Origin of the sequence: Streptomyces pinistramenti, assembly GCF_020564935.1 — a bacterium.
Classification (GTDB): Bacteria; Actinomycetota; Actinomycetes; order Streptomycetales; family Streptomycetaceae; genus Streptomyces; species Streptomyces pinistramenti.
This window is the reverse complement of record NZ_JAJCXB010000049.1, coordinates 13,770-33,084: the sequence shown is the minus strand read 5'-3', so window position 1 is coordinate 33,084 and position 19,315 is coordinate 13,770. Positions and strand designations below refer to the sequence as shown.

General features: G+C 67.8%; 15 protein-coding genes, 1 tRNA gene and 1 pseudogene. 10 read left to right on the top strand and 7 right to left on the bottom strand.

Annotated features, from left to right (window positions below; translation table 11 throughout):
* Positions 1-51: 51 nt before the first annotated feature.
* Both LIU39_RS26770 and sp36 read right to left on the bottom strand, forming a co-directional pair.
* Complete coding sequence (locus LIU39_RS26770; protein WP_227049477.1) at positions 52-516, bottom strand: RidA family protein; 465 nt, start codon at positions 514-516, stop codon at positions 52-54.
* A complete protein-coding gene (gene sp36, locus LIU39_RS26765; protein ID WP_107050307.1) occupies positions 513-671 on the bottom strand; it encodes a Sp36 family protein in 159 nt (52 codons plus the stop codon). The genes LIU39_RS26770 and sp36 overlap by 4 nt, the downstream gene beginning before the upstream one ends.
* 163 nt (positions 672-834) lie before the next feature.
* Between sp36 and bagA the strand changes: the two genes are divergently transcribed.
* Both bagA and bagB read left to right on the top strand, forming a co-directional pair.
* On the top strand, positions 835-1,863 hold the full coding sequence (gene bagA, locus LIU39_RS26760) for an ATPase BagA (RefSeq protein WP_227049476.1): 1,029 nt from the start codon (positions 835-837) through the stop codon (positions 1,861-1,863).
* The gene (gene bagB / locus LIU39_RS26755) at positions 1,860-3,281 is read left to right on the top strand and encodes an ATPase BagB (RefSeq protein ID WP_227049475.1); all 1,422 of its coding nucleotides are present in this window, start codon (positions 1,860-1,862) and stop codon (positions 3,279-3,281) included. Before bagA ends, bagB begins: the two co-directional genes overlap by 4 nt.
* Before the next feature lie 273 nt (positions 3,282-3,554).
* Here the strand turns inward: bagB and LIU39_RS26750 are convergent, their stop codons facing one another.
* Entirely contained in the window at positions 3,555-3,896 is a 342-nt protein-coding gene (locus tag LIU39_RS26750) for a WhiB family transcriptional regulator (protein WP_227049474.1), read from the bottom strand.
* A gap of 395 nt (positions 3,897-4,291) precedes the next feature.
* Between LIU39_RS26750 and LIU39_RS26745 the strand changes: the two genes are divergently transcribed.
* Complete coding sequence (locus LIU39_RS26745) at positions 4,292-6,487, top strand: transglycosylase domain-containing protein (RefSeq protein ID WP_227049473.1); 2,196 nt, start codon at positions 4,292-4,294, stop codon at positions 6,485-6,487.
* Between the two features lie 262 nt (positions 6,488-6,749).
* On the opposite strand, the gene LIU39_RS26740 is transcribed toward LIU39_RS26745, so the two are convergent.
* The gene (locus LIU39_RS26740) at positions 6,750-7,214 is read right to left on the bottom strand and encodes a GatB/YqeY domain-containing protein (RefSeq protein WP_227049472.1); all 465 of its coding nucleotides are present in this window, start codon (positions 7,212-7,214) and stop codon (positions 6,750-6,752) included.
* A 144-nt stretch (positions 7,215-7,358) separates the two neighbouring features.
* Between LIU39_RS26740 and LIU39_RS26735 the strand changes: the two genes are divergently transcribed.
* From LIU39_RS26735 to LIU39_RS26725, 3 genes are all read left to right on the top strand, one after another.
* A complete protein-coding gene (locus LIU39_RS26735) occupies positions 7,359-8,285 on the top strand; it encodes a metallophosphoesterase (RefSeq protein ID WP_227049471.1) in 927 nt (308 codons plus the stop codon).
* A gap of 243 nt (positions 8,286-8,528) precedes the next feature.
* Positions 8,529-8,602: transfer RNA gene (locus LIU39_RS26730), tRNA-Pro, on the top strand.
* Between the two features lie 511 nt (positions 8,603-9,113).
* Complete coding sequence (locus LIU39_RS26725) at positions 9,114-9,551, top strand: hypothetical protein (protein WP_227049470.1); 438 nt, start codon at positions 9,114-9,116, stop codon at positions 9,549-9,551.
* Positions 9,552-10,913: 1,362 nt separating this feature from the next.
* Here the strand turns inward: LIU39_RS26725 and LIU39_RS26720 are convergent.
* A pseudogene (locus LIU39_RS26720) lies at positions 10,914-11,783 on the bottom strand (LacI family DNA-binding transcriptional regulator); the annotation flags it as partial.
* Between LIU39_RS26720 and LIU39_RS26715 the strand changes: the two are divergent.
* Together LIU39_RS26715 and LIU39_RS35700 are read left to right on the top strand one after the other, a co-directional pair.
* On the top strand, positions 11,773-11,958 hold the full coding sequence (locus LIU39_RS26715) for a hypothetical protein (RefSeq protein WP_227049469.1): 186 nt from the start codon (positions 11,773-11,775) through the stop codon (positions 11,956-11,958). The pseudogene LIU39_RS26720 and the gene LIU39_RS26715 sit on opposite strands and share 11 nt — an antisense overlap.
* Before the next feature lie 74 nt (positions 11,959-12,032).
* Positions 12,033-12,794, top strand: a complete 762-nt coding sequence (locus tag LIU39_RS35700) for a transposase (RefSeq protein WP_372464063.1) — start codon at positions 12,033-12,035, stop codon at positions 12,792-12,794.
* Between the two features lie 292 nt (positions 12,795-13,086).
* Here the strand turns inward: LIU39_RS35700 and LIU39_RS26705 are convergent, their stop codons facing one another.
* Both LIU39_RS26705 and LIU39_RS26700 read right to left on the bottom strand, forming a co-directional pair.
* The gene (locus LIU39_RS26705; RefSeq protein ID WP_227049467.1) at positions 13,087-13,500 is read right to left on the bottom strand and encodes a hypothetical protein; all 414 of its coding nucleotides are present in this window, start codon (positions 13,498-13,500) and stop codon (positions 13,087-13,089) included.
* Between the two features lie 71 nt (positions 13,501-13,571).
* Positions 13,572-16,955 (bottom strand): ALF repeat-containing protein, encoded by a 3,384-nt coding sequence (locus LIU39_RS26700; protein WP_227049466.1) that lies wholly within the window; start codon positions 16,953-16,955, stop codon positions 13,572-13,574.
* Positions 16,956-17,450: 495 nt separating this feature from the next.
* On the opposite strand from LIU39_RS26700, the gene LIU39_RS26695 reads away from it, so the two are divergent.
* On the top strand, positions 17,451-17,846 hold the full coding sequence (locus LIU39_RS26695) for a hypothetical protein (RefSeq protein ID WP_308409419.1): 396 nt from the start codon (positions 17,451-17,453) through the stop codon (positions 17,844-17,846).
* A 196-nt stretch (positions 17,847-18,042) separates the two neighbouring features.
* Positions 18,043-19,314 (top strand): trypsin-like serine protease, encoded by a 1,272-nt coding sequence (locus LIU39_RS26690; protein WP_227049464.1) that lies wholly within the window; start codon positions 18,043-18,045, stop codon positions 19,312-19,314.
* Position 19,315 lies beyond the last annotated feature (1 nt).

Below are 19,315 nucleotides of genomic sequence, written 5' to 3'. Positions count from 1 at the left end.
CCCCCGCCCGGCCGTACTCCGGGACGGCCGTCGAGCCGCCCCGGCCGGTTGCTACTCCGCGATCTCGACCTGGATCTCGACCTCGACCGGGGCGTCGACGGGAAGGACCGCCACGCCGACCGCGGACCGGGCGTGCACGCCCTTGTCGCCGAGGATCGCGCCCAGCAGCTCGCTGGCGCCGTTCACGACGCCCGGCTGCCCGGTGAAGTCCGGCGCGGACGCGACGAACCCGACGACCTTGACGACGCGCTCGATCCGGTCCAGATCACCGATCACGGACTTCACTGCGGCCAGTGCGTTGAGCGCACAGGTGGCGGCCAGTTCCGCGGCGGCCTCCGGAGTGACCTCGGCGCCGACCTTGCCGGTGGCCGGCAGCGCGCCGTCCACCATGGGCAGCTGGCCGGAGGTGAAGACGTAACGGCCCGAGCGCACCGCGGGCTGGTACGTGGCCAGCGGGGGCACGACCTGCGGCAGCTTCAGGCCCAGCTCCGCGATCTTGTCCTCTACGGCGCTCACGCCTTCTCCCGCTTCAGGTAGGCCACCAGCTGGTCGGGGTTGTTCGGGCCCGGCACGACCTGGACGAGCTCCCAGCCGTCCTCGCCCCAGGTGTCCAGAATCTGCTTCGTCGCGTGTACAAGAAGCGGCACGGTCGCGTATTCCCACTTGGTCATGGGGCGAGCGTAATGCCTGCCCGCACCCGCAGCGGACGGCGCCCGCCCGCCCCTGCACCGTCCCTGCGGGACAGGCCGCCGTCGACCCGTAGGGCAGATCCCCGACGCAGACCAGGGACCGTCCCGTGCGTAGCCCCCGTGCGGACTGGTTAGGCTCCTTGACGTGAGCAGGCTCCATGTCGTCAGCGGCAAGGGCGGCACCGGCAAGACCACGGTCGCCGCTGCCCTCGCCCTCGCCCTGGCCACCGAGGGACGCCGTACCCTCCTGGTCGAGGTCGAGGGCAGACAGGGCATTGCCCAGGTGTTCGAGACCGAAGCGCTCCCCTACGAGGAGCGCAAAATCGCCGTGGCGCCGGGCCCGGACGGTGCGTCGGCCGGCGATTCCGCCCGGGGCGGTGGCGGAAGACGGGCGGGCGAGGTGCATGCCCTCGCGATCGACGCCGAGCGCGCCCTCCTGGACTACCTCCAGATGTTCTACAAACTCGGCAGCGCGGGCCGCGCCCTCAAGAAGCTCGGCGCGATCGACTTCGCCACCACCATCGCGCCTGGCCTGCGGGACGTCCTGCTGACCGGCAAAGCCTGTGAAGCGGTACGCCGCAAGGACAAGCACGGCGCGTACGTCTACGACGCCGTCGTGATGGACGCGCCGCCCACGGGCCGCATCACCCGCTTCCTGAACGTCAACGACGAGGTCGCGGGACTGGCGAAGATGGGTCCGATCCACAATCAGGCGCAGGCCGTGATGCGGGTGCTCAAGTCCCCCGAGACCGCGGTGCACCTGGTGACCCTCCTGGAGGAGATGCCGGTCCAGGAGACCGCGGACGGCGTCGCCGAACTGCGGGCCGCCGGCCTCCCCGTGGGCGGCATCGTCATCAACATGACCCGCCCCGCCGTACTGGACACCGAAGACCTCGACATCGCCGCCAGGAGCGCCCGGACGGGCGTGGCCAGGGCGCTCTCCCAGGCAGGTCTGGGCGGCGCCCGCCGCGGCGGCCTGGCCGAGCGGCTGATCGACCCGCTCCTGGAGCAGGCCCGCGAGCACGCCGAGCGGGTCGATCTGGAACGCGCCCAGCACGCCGAGCTGACCGCGATCGGCCTGCCCACCTACGAGTTGGAGCTGCTCCCCGAGGGAGTGGACCTCGCCGGCCTCTACCGCCTGGCGAGGGACCTGCGGAAACAGGGGCCCATATGACCGCCGACGACACGACGCTGAACGCCTCGGCCCCGTGGCTTGAGGTCGACGCGCTGATCGACGATCCGCGCACCCGCATCGTGGTGTGCTGCGGTTCCGGGGGCGTCGGCAAGACCACGACGGCTGCCGCCCTGGGCGTACGGGCGGCCGAGCGTGGCCGCAAGGCCGTCGTCCTGACCATCGACCCGGCCAGGCGGCTCGCGCAGTCGATGGGCATCTCCGAACTGGACAACGTCCCCCGCCAGGTCAAGGGTGTCGACGACGCGGCAGGCGGCGAACTGCACGCGATGATGCTGGACATGAAGCGCACCTTCGACGAGATCGTCGAGGGGCACGCGGACGCGGAGCGGGCCCGCGCCATCCTGGAGAACCCCTTCTACCAATCCCTGTCGGCCGGTTTCGCGGGCACGCAGGAGTACATGGCCATGGAGAAGCTCGGCCAGCTCCGCGCCCGCGACGAGTGGGATCTGATCATCGTCGACACCCCGCCCAGCCGCTCCGCGCTCGACTTCCTGGACGCGCCCAAGCGCCTCGGGTCCTTCCTGGACGGCAAGTTCATCCGGGTGCTGATGGCACCGGCGAAGGTCGGCGGGCGGGCCGGAATGAAGTTCCTCAATGTCGGCATGTCGATGATGACCGGCACGCTCAGCAAGCTGATGGGCGGCCAACTGCTGCGCGATGTCCAGATGTTCGTGGCCGCGATGGACACCATGTTCGGCGGCTTCCGCACCCGCGCCGACGCCACGTACCGGCTGCTCCAGGCGCCCGGCACGGCCTTCCTCGTGGTGGCCGCGCCGGAGCGGGACGCGCTGCGCGAGGCGGCGTACTTCGTCGAGCGACTGGCGGCCGAACAGATGCCGCTGGCGGGCCTCGTCCTGAACAGGGTGCACGGAAGCGGCGCTTCCCAACTGAGCGCCGAGCGGGCGCTCGCCGCGGCGGAGACGCTGACCGAGCACGCGGCGGAAGAGGCCGAGACGGCGGCCGAGGAGCGCGCGGCGGCCCAGGAATCGGAAGCGGGCACCAGGCCGGACCCTGCTCCTTCACCCGCCGCGGGGCCCGTTGCGGAAGCCGCCGAAAATCTTGAGCGGAACGGCATTATGGATCACGACGGCGGGAAGAATGGATCACGTACCGTCGGCGGCCTCTCCCCCGCTGCCCCGGCGGCACACCCAGCACCACCCACGGCCTCGGCAGCTCAACTCGCCACCGGGCTGCTGCGGTTGCACGCGGAGCGCATGCAGGTCCTCGCGCGCGAACGGCGGACACGAGACCGTTTCACCGCGTTGCACCCCGAAGTCCCCGTGACGGAGGTCGCCGCGCTGCCCGGCGACGTCCACGACCTCACAGGTCTGCGCGCGATCGGCGCACGCCTCGCGCTCGACCCCGCCGACGGCGACATGGCTCCGCCGCAGCCCTGACCACCCGAAGAACACCGCACCGGCCCGGGGATACACCCTGCCCCTGAAGGCCGCACGTGCTGTGCAACAGGTCACCCGGCCCTGCGCCCGCACCGCGCGTACTCCTGCACACCACGGACACGCGCCCGTCCAGACAGATGAGACATGCCCAGGACCCAGGTCCCGGCCCAAGGGCATGCACCACTGCGCCGACGCGATCGGCTGCATCCGGAGTGATCAACCCCGCTCCGTATGCGGCGCGTTGAGGGTGCGTGAAAATCCGCTGTCGGCCGGCTAGCCGACCGCCGCATACTCGTCGAAGTCCTCGCCCTCGCAGCCCATGGGCAGAATCCCCGTGCTGCGCTCGTATTCCGTACGCGCCGTCTCCAACAGACGGCGCCACGACGTCACGGTCGGCCGGCGGCGCAGCAGCGCCCGGCGTTCGCGCTCGGTCATTCCGCCCCACACGCCGAACTCCACGCGGTTGTCCAGCGCATCGGCCAAGCACTCCGTACGCACCGGACACCCGGTGCACACAGCCTTGGCGCGGTTCTGCGCCGCTCCTTGGACGAACAGTTCATCCGGATCGGTCGTGCGGCATGCTGCCTGTGCGTTCCAGTCGGTTACCCAGCCCATGCTGGCGCCGTCCTCTCCCGAATCGAGGCTCCCCCACGGCGGCAATCGGCATATTCACCGTTGCCAGTTGAGGACGTTACGGAAGGTGGGCAGGGCGCAACACCCCCTTCGGGCCCAATCTTGAATGGCCCGAACGGACTATGCGTACGCGGCAGATCACCCAACGGAGTGAGCGGACGGCATACGTCGCTTTTCTCGCAATCCAGGACAGTTCACCGCAGGCAAACCGGAATTCCCGTGACACGAGCGGATGTTCGGGCCACGGCCCGCGCGCCGGCCGATCGGGAGAGGAGAGGGGCGCACCGGGGGCGGAACGGTTCCGCTGTGGCAGACGGGAAACAGCGTAGGCGAACAGTTGCGCCCCTGTCCGGCGATTGAGAACGTAGGGTGCCCTCATGGGTAAGAAGCGCGACGGCGGGGGTCTGACCAAGGCCCAGCAGGCCGCTAAGTTCCTGGGTGTCAGCGTGCTGGCCGGCGCCGTCCTGGCGGGTATCGCCCTTCCCGCCGCCGGAGCGCTCGGCCTCGCGGCCAAGGGGTCCGTCGAGGGGTTCGACGACATCCCCTCGGACCTCAAGGCACCACCGCTCAGCCAGCGGACGGTCATCCAGGACGCGAACGGCGGCGAGATCGCCAAGGTCTACAGCCGCGACCGCACGGTGGTCGACCTCAAGGACATGTCGCCGTACATCCAGAAGGCGATCGTCGCGATCGAGGACGCGCGCTTCTACCAGCACGGCGCGATCGACATGAAGGGCATTCTGCGCGCGGTCAACAAGAACGCCCAGTCCGGCGGCGTCTCCGAGGGCGCATCGACGCTGACCCAGCAGTACGTGAAGAACGTCTTCATCGAGGAGGCGGGCAACGACCCGGACAAGGTCGCCCAGGCCACCCAGCAGACGATCGGCCGCAAGGTCAAGGAACTCAAGTACGCGATCCAGGTGGAGGAGGAGCTCGGCAAGCGACGGATCTTGCAGAACTACCTCAACATCACCTTCTTCGGACAGCAGGCGTACGGCGTCGAGGCCGCCAGCCAGCGCTACTTCAGCAAGCACGCCAAGGACCTGAGCCTCGAAGAGTCCGCGCTGCTGGCCGGCATCGTCCAGTCGCCGACCCGCTACGACCCGGTCAACGACCCCGCGGAAGCCACCCGGCGGCGGAACACCGTGCTGCAGCGGATGGCCGACCTGAAGGACGTCACCCAGGCACAGGCCGACGCCGCGGCCAAGCGGCCGATCAAGCTGGCCGTCAGCCGGCCCAAGAACGGCTGCATCACCGCCGCGAACGGCGCCGGCTTCTTCTGTGACTACGTCCGCGAGGTCTTCCTGAACGACAAGACCTTCGGGAAGAGCCACAAGGCCCGGCTCAAGCGCTGGAACCAGGGCGGCATGACGATCCGCACGACGCTCGACCCGCAGACCCAGCAGTCGGTCCAGGCGTCGATGAAGAAGCACGTCTACGACGACGACCCGGTGGCCAGCGCCGCGACCATCGTCGAGCCGGGCAGCGGCAAGATCCTCGGCATGGGCCAGTCCCGCCCCTACGGGTTCGGCAAGAACGAGACGGTGATGAACCTCTCCGTCAACCACGACATGGGCGGCGGCGCCGGCTACCAGCCCGGTTCGACGTTCAAGCCGGTGGTGGCCGCGGCCGCACTGGACCAGGGCATCAGCCCGTACCAGGAGTACTCGTCGCCGTACCGGATGCAGTATCCGAGCCCGGTCCAGACCTGCAACGGCGAATGGCAAGGCCACGACAAGACGCAGAACGAGAACAAGTCGGAGGTCGGCCCGTACGCCATGAAGGAGGCGACCGCGAAGTCGGTCAACACCTACTTCGTGCAGCTGATCAGCGACATGGGTGTCTGCCCCGCGGTCAAGATGGCGGAGAAGATGGGCATCCAGCGGGCGGACGGCACGCAGCTCCAGGAGGTGCCGTCGATGACACTCGGCGTCCAGGAGATGTCGCCGCTGACCATGGCCGGCGCCTACGCCGCCTTCGCCAACGGCGGTAACTACTGCACCCCGATCGCCATCGCGTCGATCACCGACCCCACGGGCAAGCCGCTGCCGGTCCCGAAGACCAGCTGCCGGCGCGCGATGTCGGACAAGACCGCGAAGACGATAAACACCCTCCTCAAGGGCGTCGTCGAGGACGGCACCGGCAAGGAGGCCGGACTGGACGGCCGGGACAGCGCCGGCAAGACCGGCACCAGCGACAGCCGCTACGCCGCCTGGTTCGTCGGCTACACCCCGAACGCGGCGGGCGCGGTCTGGGTCGGCGACCCGATGCACAAGCGCAAGATGTTCAACATCAGCATCGGCGGCAACTTCCACGACAAGGTCTACGGCGCCGACACTCCCGGCCCCATCTGGCGCGACGCCATGTCCGGGGCCCTGGCCAACAAGCCCGCACCCGCCCTGCCGACCGTCGCGATAGACGACCCCGACACGGACAAGGGCCACGGCAACGACGACGGCAAGGGCAAGGGGAAGCCCAAGCACAAGCCGAAGCCCGGCCAGGGCGACAACAAGCCCGGCGGCGGCTGGCACTTCCCCGACATACTGGGCGGCCACAACGGCGGCGCCTGGTGACGACGCCGCTGCCGTAACCGCGCCGGGCCCGGCCGCCACGACCGGGAACGTACGCCGCGCACCGCCGTGACAACGGCAAAGGGGCGCCCTCCGCGGGGAGGGCGCCCTTTCCGTGTGACGGGTGGACGTACGGAAGCACGGCGCGAGGCGAGGCGGCGCAGGCCACAGGCGCGGCAATCCGGCCCGCCGACCGGCCAGGGCTCACCCGCGTCGGATCACCTGCATCGGATCACCCGCGTCGAGCCTCCTGCCCGGCCGCCGCTCACTCCGCCAGCAGCTTCTTCACCACGGCCGCGACCCGGCCGCCGTCCGCCCGGCCCGCCACCTTGGGGTTCACGATCTTCATGACGGCGCCCATGGCGCGCGGCCCCTCGGCGCCGGAGCCCGTGGCCTCCGCCACCGCCGCGGCCACCAGGTTCTCCAGCTCCTCATCGGACAGCTGCTTGGGAAGGTAGTCGGCGAGCACCTCGCCCTCGGCCCGCTCGCGCTCGGCGGAATCGGCGCGGCCGCCCTTGTCGAACGCCTCCGCCGCCTCGCGACGCTTCTTCGCCTCCCGGGCGATGATCTTCTCGACCTCGCCGTCGGACAGTACGCGCGCCTCGGTGCCCGCGACCTCTTCCTTCTGGATCGCGGTCAGCGTGAGCCGGAGGGTGGAGGAGCGCAGCTCGTCGCGCGCCTTGATCGCGACGGTGAGGTCGTCCTGCAGCTTGGACTTGAGCGTGGTCATGCCGTCGAGTATGCCCGCCCCCACCGACAACCGCCGCGCCTTTTCCCTCCGAACACCGGGGAACACTCCCGCCCGCCCGCGCCCGTTCCCCTCCCTTCTTCCTCCCGTGCGCCTCCCGCCCGTCACTCTGCAACGATGGGAAGCATGCGCGCGCGATACGGAGTACCCCTGTCCCTGACCGCAGTCGGCGCGGCCGGCCTGGCCTACGCCGCCGGCTTCGAGGTCCGCTCGTTCCGTCTCCGGCGCGTCACCGTGCCCGTACTGCCCCGCGGTATGCGGCCGTTGCGCGTCCTGCAGGTCTCCGACATCCACATGGTCAGCGGCCAGCGCAAGAAGCAGCGCTGGCTGCAGTCGCTCGCCGGGCTGCGCCCCGACTTCGTGATCAACACCGGGGACAACCTCTCCGACCCCGAGGGCGTCCCGGAGGCCCTGGACGCCCTCGGCCCCCTGATGGAGTTCCCCGGCGCCTACGTCTTCGGATCCAACGACTACTACGGCCCCAAGCTGCGCAACCCGGCCCGCTACCTGTTCGAGAAGGCGCAGGGCCGGCACGGCCTCAACGGCAACGCCCCCGCGGTCGGCGCCGTCCACAACCCGTGGGAGGACCTGCGCGACGCCTTCGACGCGGCCGGCTGGGTCGGCCTGTCCAACACCCGCGGCCGCCTGAAGCTGGAGGGCATCGAGATCGCCCTGACCGGCCTCGACGACCCGCACATCAAGCGCGACCGCTACGCCGAGGTGGCCGGCGGCCCGGAGTCCGGCGCCGATCTTTCGCTGGCCGTCGTCCATGCGCCGTACCTGCGCTCCCTGGACGCCTTCACCACCGACGGCTACCCGCTGATCCTGGCCGGCCACACCCACGGCGGCCAGCTCTGCATCCCCTTCTACGGGGCGCTGGTCACCAACTGCGACATCGACACCGGCCGCGTCAAGGGCCTCTCCACCCACACCGCGGGCGCCCACACTTCTTTCCTCCACGTCTCCGCAGGCTGCGGCACCAACCGCTACACCCCCGTCCGCTTCGCCTGCCCCCCTGAGGCCACCCTCCTCACCCTCACCGCCCGGGACTGACCGCCCCCGCGGCATACGTCCACACCATCCGCATCACCCGCGTCATCCGCACCACTTCAGAGCGCCGGCCCCCCGCCCCCCGTGTTCCGGGCAGGCCGGCGCTCTCCGTTCCACGACGTCCCTGCCCACACTCATCCCCGCTCGCGGCCGGGGGGCCGGCACGCGTTTCCTCCCTCTCCTCCCCTCCCCCGGAACCGGATTTCGCCTACGGGGATCAGTCCGCTAAAGTAGAGCTCGTTGCTTCGGGGTGTAGCGCAGCTTGGCAGCGCGCTTCGTTCGGGACGAAGAGGTCGTGGGTTCAAATCCCGCCACCCCGACTGAAGGAACACCAAGTCAGGCCCGGTACTGAGGAATCAGTGCCGGGCCTGACTTGCTTTGTGGTCCCATTCTGGGAGCCAAGTGCCGAGGAGCGGCTCCCACCACATGGGAGCCGCTCCCAGCGGGAGGGGAGGTATCCCGTACAGGTTGTGCCGGGGTGGTCGCAGACGGTACGACCATCCCCATGCACCCCTGGTCTCCGCTCAACGACCGCCAGCTCGACCTCCTCACCGGCATCGGGGCGGGAGCGGATCCTGTCACCTCGGAGAGCCCCGAGTTCGCCGTCACCGCTCGCGCGCTCAAGAGCCGTGGGCTGATCTCCATGCCGAGGCAGAGCGGCAAGCGGCGGGCGGAGATCACAGATGCGGGGCGCTTCTATCTGGAGCACGGGCACCACCCGAACCGTCCCGAGCCGACACCACGTCGGAAGTCACTTCTGCTGCGGCCGCACCCGAAGCCCCTGCGACCCCGCCGGCCGCGCCTCCCGCTTCCAAGCCGAAACCGGCGCGCGTGGTGAAGCCCACGCCTCCGTCGTCCGTGGAGATCGGCGCTGCTCTGATCGCGGAAGTGCAGCAGGCCGGGCGGTTTCTGCGGATCCCCGACCCGAACGATGCGAAGCGCGCTCGCTACCGCTGGGCGTTCGACGCGGCGCGGCAGTGCGCCCCTGAGGGCTATCACCTGAAGTACAGCGGGCGGGCCAAGGGCGACTTCTTCCTCGGACTGCTCCGGATCACCGGTGAAGACGACACCGAGTGGAACCGGATCCGTCTGGCGCGCAGTCGCGTGATCACCGATGTCGAGGACGTGATCGCAGTGGTAGTCGCCGATCACAGTGCCTTCGAGATCTCGGACGAGGCCCTCGTGTGCTCTCGCTCCTGCGACTCCTTGCCGAGCAGGCCCTCGCCCGACACGGGGAGATCGCGGTGCCCAAGAAGCGCAGGCAGGTGAAACCCCTGCTCACGGTTCACGGCAGAACATACGAGGCGATCTTCCGAGAGCGACAGAAGCCGGTCCGCTACGTACCCAAGCAGGCAGGGCGCCACACATACGACTGGCAGCGAGTCACGCCGTCGCACCGCCTCGAACCGTCCGAGGAGCTGGAACTACAGGTCACCCAGCAGCATCAGGGTTACAGCTATCGCACCGGTCACAGCTGGAAAAAGGAGTGGGAGCGGGCTGTCAGTGCCGCGTCGATCAAGGCAGTTCAAGCGGTACGGACCGAGTACTTCGGCACAGCTCTGGAGCAGTGGCGGGCCGCAGGAGAGATTCGGGAGTTCTGTGCGGCGTTGGATGCGGCCGCCACTGCGTTGGAGGATCCTGTCGAGGCCGAGGGGCTGCGGGAATGGTCGACGTGGGGGGAAGACGGAGGCGGACCGGCTCGACCCCATGCTGAGCGGACGTGGCCTGGCGATCCGCAACTTCCATGCGAAGCCGACCGGAAAGCAGTTGCGACCCTTCCTCGACGGGGGTATCCAAAACGCCCGGAGAAGGTGGAGCCGGCACCGCCGAACGCACCGCCCGAACCTGATCCGGATCCCTGGCGCGGCCTTACCTACGCACGTCAGGATCCAGGGTGGCGATGGGGACGCCAAGGTCGCGCTCAATGGTGGAGGCGATGACACCGCGCCCGCGGTCGCGTAGGACCCTGACCGCCTTTTCGACCAACTCACCCAGCCTGACAACCTCGGCACGCAGGGCTACCAACTCGTCGTAGCGCTCGACTTTGTCCTCACCGCACCATGCTCGGACGGTCCGCAGGATCGCCGCCTGCGTGTCCAGCTTGCGGTCGTCCCGGCGACCGTAGGCGTACCAGGTCGGCTTTGCGCGTTCCTGCTCCAGCTCCTGCTGCTTGCGGTCGATCTCCGGCAGGATCTCGTCAGCGAGGCCGCGGGCGACCTGCCGGGTGATGCGTTCGGTGACCGGCCGGCTGGCCAGGCAAGCACCGTCGTGCCGTACGTACACCATGGGGTCCTCCCGCAACTCTCCTCCTTCTACACCGAGTTGCTGAACGATCGCGTCCAGACGGTTCAGCTCCAGAATCCCCGCGTCCGCCACACCACGACGCAGGCGTACCGCGCTCTTCGGCCGGACGAAGCCGAGGATCATCCGTGCGGCCTCGAAGTCGGTGCTGCCTCGTACGTGACGCGATGCCTCGACCAGGGTCAGCTCGCCCTCATCATCCTTGCGGAAGGCCTCGACATTAGCCCAAGGGACAACTAACGAGGCGGGGTTGACCCATTCCTGCAGACCGGAGTCGTCGCCGTCGAGGAACCGCACGTGAACCCATCCGCCTCTGCCGGGACCGCCCACGCGCATGCCTGGCGTGACGTGGGCGTAGCGTGCGGAGACCGAGCCGTCGATGTGGCGCATTCGTTCGTCCATGAGGACCTTCGCGGCGCCGAGGTCCTCCATCATCGTGCGGTGAGTGTGGCGCAGACCGTGCGGTGTGAGGCCCTTGGCGATCGGGAGCCAGCAGGCGTCCGCCCGTGCAGCTGCTCCTCGTCCTCGGGCCGGGATGCCGGGCCGCGGCTCGCCGAGGACCGGTACAAGCCGAGCCTCCTGAGGTGCCTTCTTCGGGTACCAGCCGGAGACCACTGGGTGAACAACCAGGTGGCGAAGCCGTTTCGGCGCCAGTGGGCGGCGTGCTCGGATGTGGTGCCGCCTCGTACGAAGCCGAGGTCGGCGATTCGCCTGCTCGACTCGGACTCGGGTGACCTCCCGTACGCGGTCGGGGTGGTTAAGGACGTTTGAGACCGTGCCCGTGGAGACTTCGGCGCGGCGTGCGACGTCGACGAGCTTCGCGCCCTGGTGGCCTCCGGTGCGGGCCGCGCCCTGGCCTCGGAAGACGTACGTCCTGCCGTGGCACGGGCAAGGGGTCGACTTCGTACGAGCTATGTGATTGAAGACCAGGGCGGGCAGCCAGCCCATCGAGTCGATGGTGCGGTAGCTGTCGTCCTTGGGCGGGCAGAGGTCCAGCTCGCCGGTGTCCAGCTCGTACAGCTGCCACTCGACACGGGATGCGGCGGTACGGACGAACTCTGTTTCCAGGCCGACGATTTCGCCCCAGCGCTTGCCGGTGTAGCCCTTGAGGACCGTGGCGACGAACTCGTCGTCGCGGCCGGAGAGCAGGGCCGCCCACTCGGCGGTGAGCAGGATGCCGAGTGCGTCCGTGACGACCGGCGACCTCGACGGCGCACTCGAAGCCACCCACAAGGCCGCCGACCTCATCGACCAAGGCATACACTCCCGCCGCGGCGTGGAACGCGTCGAAGAGGTCCGCCGGGCCTTCCGGCCGCACCAGCAGGAAGCGAAGGTCAGGGAGGCGTCCGAGCGGATCGCGGCTCTGGCGGCGTAGAGCTCGTAACACGATCTGGTTGAGATTCCCTGGTAGGGCGTGGCCGGTGTGACGACTCGATCATTCACGATGGTGTGAGCACTCGGCCGTATACCGTGGACGGCGACTTGTGGGCGCGGATCGAACCGTTGCTGGTGCCCTGGCCCGAGCGGTCACCGGGGCCACGGTCGGTGGCAGACCGGCTCTGTCTGCAGGGCGTCCTCTACGTCCTCCACAACGACATGGCCTGGCAACTCCTGACACTGGAGCTGGGGTTCGGTCGGCCCCAGACAGACCTGCCGGCGCAGCCTGCAGTGGTGGCAGCAGGCAGGGCTCTTCGACCAGCTGCACCGCATCCTGCTCGCCGAATGGAACGCGGTCGGCGAGCTCGACCGGTCGCGGGCCTGCGTGGACAGTTCCCCCATCCGCGCCAAGAGGGGCGACACCGGTCCGTCACCTCTCGACTGGCGCAAGGCGGCAGCAGACACCACGTGGTCTACGACGGATGTGTACCCCGCTCAAGGTCGTCATCACCGCGGACACGCCAACGACGGCACCCAGGCCCCGGTCCTGGTCAACGGCATCCGCCCGCCGCCAGTCGAACCTGGCGACGTCCTCAAGCCCTGCTCGGCAGCAAAGGATCCAACTCCAACCCGAACCGCGACGAACTTCGCAAGCATCGGATCCTGCCGGTCATCTCCCGCAAGGACGCCCTGAACATCAAGGGCATGGGCCGGCTCGGCTACGTCGTCGAGCCAACAGGGCGGTTGCAGGTGGAGGGGATGCTGTCCTGGCCCATCTGGTGCAGCGTGTGCTTCTCGATGTGCATCTGGATCGCGCGGCGCGGAGCAGCGTGAGAGCCCGCCAGCACTGGGCCTCGCCGGGCCGAACCAGGCGACCGGTCACAGCTGGCCGTTGGGGAGGAAAAGCGTCTGCGAGAGGACGGCCGGGACGGTGGTGAACGGATCATCGCCACCGGTGGGGAACACGGGGGGCACGGGCGGGTCTGATCAGACGCAATTCGCCGCTTTGGAGCTCGTTTCCGACGGGGAGGGTGATCGTCCTCCGTCAGGCTGCGGTCAGCCGCAGCGGAGGCCCCAGTCATCGGGGCCTCCGCAGATGTGCGCATTCCGAGCGCATGATGCACGATCACTTCACAAGAATGGTACCCAAGAGGCCAGCGGCGATGACCGAAGCAACTGTTACCATCGGGCACCATTTCGGGAATTCATATTTCTCCCACTTTATCCCTCTGTGTTGTTCATCGAGATATTTGAGATACGGCTTCCTGTAAGGAACTAGGCCAATCGTAAGGCCCGTCCATGCGAATGAGTACAGGACCAGCATCTGCTCGACGCTCCAATGCTGGTATTGCATGCCGCCTATCACGATCATGCCGATACAGCATCCGATGGAAACTATGAAACACGCTACCGTCGCCTTACGCATCTTTACGTACCTGTCCACGACGAGGCAGAAGATAAAAGTAGCGAAAGCCGCCATAAGCAGCAAGTAGGGGAGGGGGAGCCGTGCTAGCACGCCGGTCCTTTCGATGGTACGCAAGGGCTGGCGACGGATTCCTCGCCAGCCCTTGAATGCATTTTTTCACAGCGTACCCGTTCGATCCGAGCGGGTTAGGATCCCAGCAAGCCAGTGATCGGCGATATAAGATCGTGCGCGAACTCTGTGATCCTTGCGCCAATCTTGGCGCCCTTCGTGGCCTCCTTAAAGTCGGCCAAAGCTCCAATCCACTTAGACTGGCCGAAGGTCAGCAAGCCCAGCGCGGCGCTCCCGAAGGATTCCCGGAATTCACTACTGTTCAGTCCGTAGCCAAACCCGGTGAACATGACATTAAGCACGGCGGCCGCGATAGAGGCGTACCCTGAGAACTTTGCGATACCTGCGAAGATAGCTGCAGGGGGCTCAGCTCCGAACGCCCCGAATATTCCGGCGAAGATGCCAGAACCGGCAGCGACGAATCCGGTGATGATGCTGATCTGGTTGGTGGTGTCTGCCCAATCCCGGGCTGTTTGCTTCCACCAGGGAAGCTCCTTGGCCTTGTCGTTCTCCGGGGTGTCGGCAGGGTTCTTTCCAACTTCCTTGGCCTTGTGGGTTTCCTGAGCCGCTTTCTTGGCTGCCGCCTCGATTTCGTCCTTCCGCTTGGCCATGGCGATCTGGTGCGCCTTAGTTGCCGCTGCGGCAGCAGTTTGGGCATCCTTGCCGGCCTGGAGGGCGGAAGCACGCGCGGAAGCAGCCGAGGACTGGGCCGAGTTGGCAGAGGCCACTGCGTGACGGGCGGCATCCACAGCACGGTTGGCAGAGTAATTGGCCGAGCGTGCAGCCAAACGGGCATTGGCAGCTGCCTGCTTGGCCTTGTTGGCCGAGGCTTGTGCGTCCTTAGCTGACTGCTCGGCCGCATCCGCGTTCGCATCCGCCTGCTTCGCGTAAATTTCAGCCTGCTTGTGCGAATTATTCGCCTCATCCGCCCATTTCACCGCATCAGCGGCGGCGTCGCGGGCCTTTGCCGCTGCCTCCTGCGCACGGGCGGCAGTTTCCTGCGCCTTGTGCGCGACCTTTGTGGCACCGGCGATTGCGCCCTGGATGGCAGCGATGTGAGTAGCGGAGTCGTAGTCGAGCTGGGCGGTCTTGTACTGGACCGAGTCGAGGAAGTGGCGGCGCATCCATGCCGGGCCTTCCAGCGCAGCCTGGGCATGGGCCTTGGTGTAGGGGCCCGCCTTGGCGAGAAGGGTCGCGGTGGCGACAGCGTCGTCCTCCCGCTGCGCTGCCTCGAACGTGCTGCTGAGGAAGTTGTGCACAGCTTTGGCGGTTCCGGAGTCCAGAGCATCGTTCGCCGCCTTCTTCACCGCGCGGCCGGGGTTGCCGGCCAGGATGCGGGCAATCGCCACGCGGTTGTCCATCGCAGCGGCTTCGATGACACCAATCTTAAGGAAGGTCGTCGCGGCGTCCGGGGCGTCGCTCTCCAATGCCTTCGTCGCGGCATCGGCGACGTCCGGAGACGAGATCTGGGCGAGGTAGAGGGCGGTCTCCCGGTCGTCCTGCTGCTGCGCGATCTGCCGATCGGTATCGATCCAGGCATGGATGTCGGCGTCCACGCCGGACAAGGCGAACCGCGCGGCCTCTCGTGACCAAGTGCCGTGAGAGTTCATCAGGGCAATGGCTGCCTTGCGCCCGAGGGCCGCGGCGCTACCCGCATCGCCGGCCTTCAGCGCCGACTCAGCCTTGGCGACGAGGTCCCTCGTAGCCTGCTCGGCCTGCTCGATCTGTGTGCGCCTGCCGTCGAGCTCCGCCTTCTCCTGCTCTTCGATCTGCGCCAGCAGACGGGTCTCTTCGGTCGCCTGCTTCAGGTCCTCGTCCAGACGCTGCCATTCAGCCTCGCGTGCCTTCTTCTCCACCTCCATCGCCTGCGTGACGGCTTCAGTGGCGCTATTCGCCGCCTTGGTAGCTGCGTTGGCGAACTTGGTGGACTTGTCCGCGTATTCGACACCCTGGCCCGCGTGCTTGGCAGCCCACTCGGCGGCCTCCGCAGACTTCTCCGCGTGGTCGGCTGCGTTGTTTGCCGCGTTGCGTGCATCACGGGCGGCCGAGGCTGCCGTGTTCGCCAGAGCTTGGGCCGTGCCGGCGGCATTAGTGGCGATCGAGGCGTTGGCACTCGCGATCCGTGCCTGCCTCTTGGCCTCCGCCGCCTGGGCCTGCGCCTTGCCCGCGGCTGCGGCGGCCGTGGCGGAAGCGCTCGCGGCCGCCGCAGCGTTGCGGGCTGCCGAGGCGGCAGCGGCCCCGGCATTCGCAGCCTGGTCCGAGGCCGAGGCAGCGCGGTCTGCGGCCTTTGCCGCGCTGCGAGCCTTGGCAGCGGCGTTGCGGGCCTTGACGGCGGCGTCCTTGGCGGCGGATGCCTGGGAGGCATCCTTGGAGGCGGCGATGGCGGCGCCATAGGCCTTGGCGGCGGCGGACCCAGCAGTGGCTGCGGCCTGGCCGGCGGCGGTGGCAGCATAGGCGGCGCGACGGGAAGCTTGGACAGCGGCGTGAGAGGCACGGATGGCGACACGGGCCGCGTCGGCCGCCCCTTGCGCAGCCCCCGCAGCCTTCCGCGCCGCCTTGCCGGACAGCCTCACGTCGTCCTGGGCTGCCTTGGCCTCCGCCGCAGCGGCATCGGCGGCCTTCTTGGCCTCCGCGGCAGCCGACTTGGCGCGGGCAGCGGCCTCCTCGGCCAGCTTCGTCTTCGCCTCGGCCTGCTTGCCTTCGTGTTCGACGACCGCGACAAGTTCCCCGATCGTCGCAGCTTCCTGATCACGGGCGCGGGCGATGTGCTGACCGGTGTCGAGGAACCATGCGACGTCGCTACCGGTGCCATCCAGGGCTCGCGAGGCGTACTTCTTCACCTCCGGTCCTGCCTCCACCAGGAGCTTGGACACATCGACACGCATGTCTTCCAGGCGGGCGGTGTACTGGCCTTCGGTGAGGAACTTCTCCAACGCAGGCTGGGTGTCCGCGTCCAGAGCAGCACTGCCCTCGCGGCGTACGGCCTTGGCACCGGTCGCCATCACCGTCGCGGTGGCCACCTGCAGATCTTCCCTGATGCCCGCTTTGAAGCCGCCCTTGAGGTAGTCGGCAATGGCGGCGTCGCCATCATCGAGTGCTTGGGAGGCGTCGCGCCGAGTGCCCTTACCCCCGCCGGCGAGGGAGGTGGCGACGGCAACGCGATTGTCCTCCACCGTGGCCTTGGGAAGTTCGACGGTCAGGAAAGTCTGGACGTCGGCATCGGACCCGGCCAGCGCAGCCTCCGCGGCGGCGCGAGCGGCCTTACCACCCAGCAACCACGCTTTGACAGCCTTCGCCCGGTCGGTGTCCGGCAGGTTGAAGGGGTCACCGTCGTCACCGCTGAATGGCGGGGTGTCAGCTCGGGCGGCTACAGGGTTCAAGACGAGGCTTGAGGCGGCAACGGCCGTGGTGGCCGCCAGGGTGCCTAGAACACGCCGCCTGCTCCAAAAGGTGGTGTCCACAGTGGTCCTTCGGGATCGGTGCCTGGCGGTGGCGCACCTGTGGCGGCGTCCCCCAGGCAGAGCGTTGTTGCCAGTCGCCGTCACATCCCCGGACCGGTATGCAAGTTCAGAAGGACACGACAGGTGCGCATCATGACCATATGCAAGTAAAGAACACGTTGACTACTGATAGGTCACAGTAAAGAAATGAGAAAGAACACAAAATATATTCACAACCATTTGCGGTTAATTGCCCGATTCTCGGGATGGCATCTGATGGGTGGACATGTTTGGATTTGGCGCATCCGTGACCAAATGGACCCACTGCGCGCCAAAGCTGTGCCCACTCCGGGCAGGGCCCGCGTGGAACGGCTCAACTCACCTTTTGCACGAGGGACTTGCATGAAGCTCGCACGGCGGATCACTGCCACCGGTGCGGCTGTCGCAGTTTGCGCTGCCGCGGTCGTCGCCACCACCACCTCCTCCCATGCCAGCGAATCCCGCACCCCGGTATCGGTGGCTGGCAGTCAGCTCGGTCACGCAGTCGAGGACTTCAGCTACCCAGGTGCCGACAAAATCAAGGAAGAGAAGGGGATCACCCTCAAGCGCGGCGACGGGCATATCACCCTCGCCGACTGCTCCTCTGCCACCGGGCTGTTGGAGGTGTGGTCGCGGAAGGACGACAAGGTCTGCTTCCGCACCACCGGCACCTCCGGTTACCTCACCCTGGAGATTCCCTCGGTGTTCGTCATCAAGGGCTCAGCCGATCACGCCGCTGACGTCACCCTCACCACACCCGAGGCCAAGCCGCAGGAGGTCGAGATCTCCAAGGGCGTGTGGACGCCAGTCGGAGAGTCCACTGATCTGCAGGGCCGTGAGCACGTACTGGTCGAGATCCGTACGAGCAAGTAGGCGAAAACTGCACGACGCTACACACACACTGCCGGGGACAACACATTTGCCGTCCGGTTCGCCGCTGCCATCATCTCTCCGTCCAGGCTGCCGCTTCAGCACCGCCCGACGCATACGTCAAGGTAACGGCGTGTCCTCGGCCGCTCCGCCGGTGCCGACATGCTCGCCACGCCGGTATTGACTAAGGAAAACCAACATGGATCGCCCCCGTACGCCGCTCATTCCCGCGCTGGCGGCCCTGTCCACGGCATTGATTGCCGTACCCCTGGCTGTGGCCCCGACTCCCGCTCAGGCAGTTGCCGGCGAACCCGAACTCGGCGCGACCTACGCGTTCACCGCCCGCCTGGACATCGGCAACGGGCAGCGCGCCTGCTCCGGCTCGCTGGTCGAATCGCAGTGGGTGCTCACGGCCGCCAGCTGCTTCACCGACAAGCCAGGAGGCGACTTCGCCGTCCCCGCAGGCAAGCCGAAGCTGGCGACCAAAGCCACCATCGGCCGCACCGACTTGACCACGTCATCCGGCCAGGTACGCGACATCGTGGAACTCGTCCCCCACACCGGCCGTGACCTGGTCCTGGCGAAGCTCTCACAACCCGTCACCAACATCACCCCCGTCGCCCTCACCACCACGGCACCCACCAGCGGCGAGAAGTTGCAGATCGCCGGATTCGGCCGCACCAAGGACGAGTGGGTTCCCACCAAGCTCCACACCGGGTCTCTCAACGTGGCCTCGGCCGACAACGGCACCGTCGGACTTACCAGTGAGAACCCCTCTGACGGGAGCGTCTGCAAGGGAGATGCCGGCGGCCCCACCCTCCGCAAGAACGGCGGCCGGCTCGAACTCGCCGCCGTCCACAGCGCCACGAACGAGGGCGGGTGCTTCGGCTCGGACGACGCCCAGAGCAAGACCGCCGAAACCCGCCTAGACGACATCCACGCATGGGTCCAGGCCAGCGTCGCACGATGGTCGCTGAAGGCGGCCGCGAACAACAAGTACGTGACCGCCGAGTTCAACGAAACCGGAAACCAGCGCGGCAAACTGCGGGCCCGCAGCGACGCGACCGGTCTGTGGGAACAGTTCACCCTGCACACCAACGGCACGGACACCGTCAGCCTCCGGTCCGTGAACGAGAAGCTCTACGTCAGCGTCGAGGTCGACGACGGCGGAACACACGAAGGAATGCTCCGCGCCCGCTCCGCCACGGCAGGCGGCTGGGAGCGGCTTCAGCTGAAGTTGGTTCCCCAGACCGGTGGCAGCTATGGGCTGAAGTCGATGCAGAACGGCAAGTACGTCACCACCGAGGCCAAGGACCCCGGCGCCGACAACGGCCTCCTGCGGGCCCGTGCCGACAAGATCGGCGACTGGGAACGCTTCACCTTCCACCGCGCGGACAACTTCCCGATCATGAACCCGGACAGCACGGTGCCCACACCCGTACCCACCGCATCGGTTCCGTCCAACCGTTGAC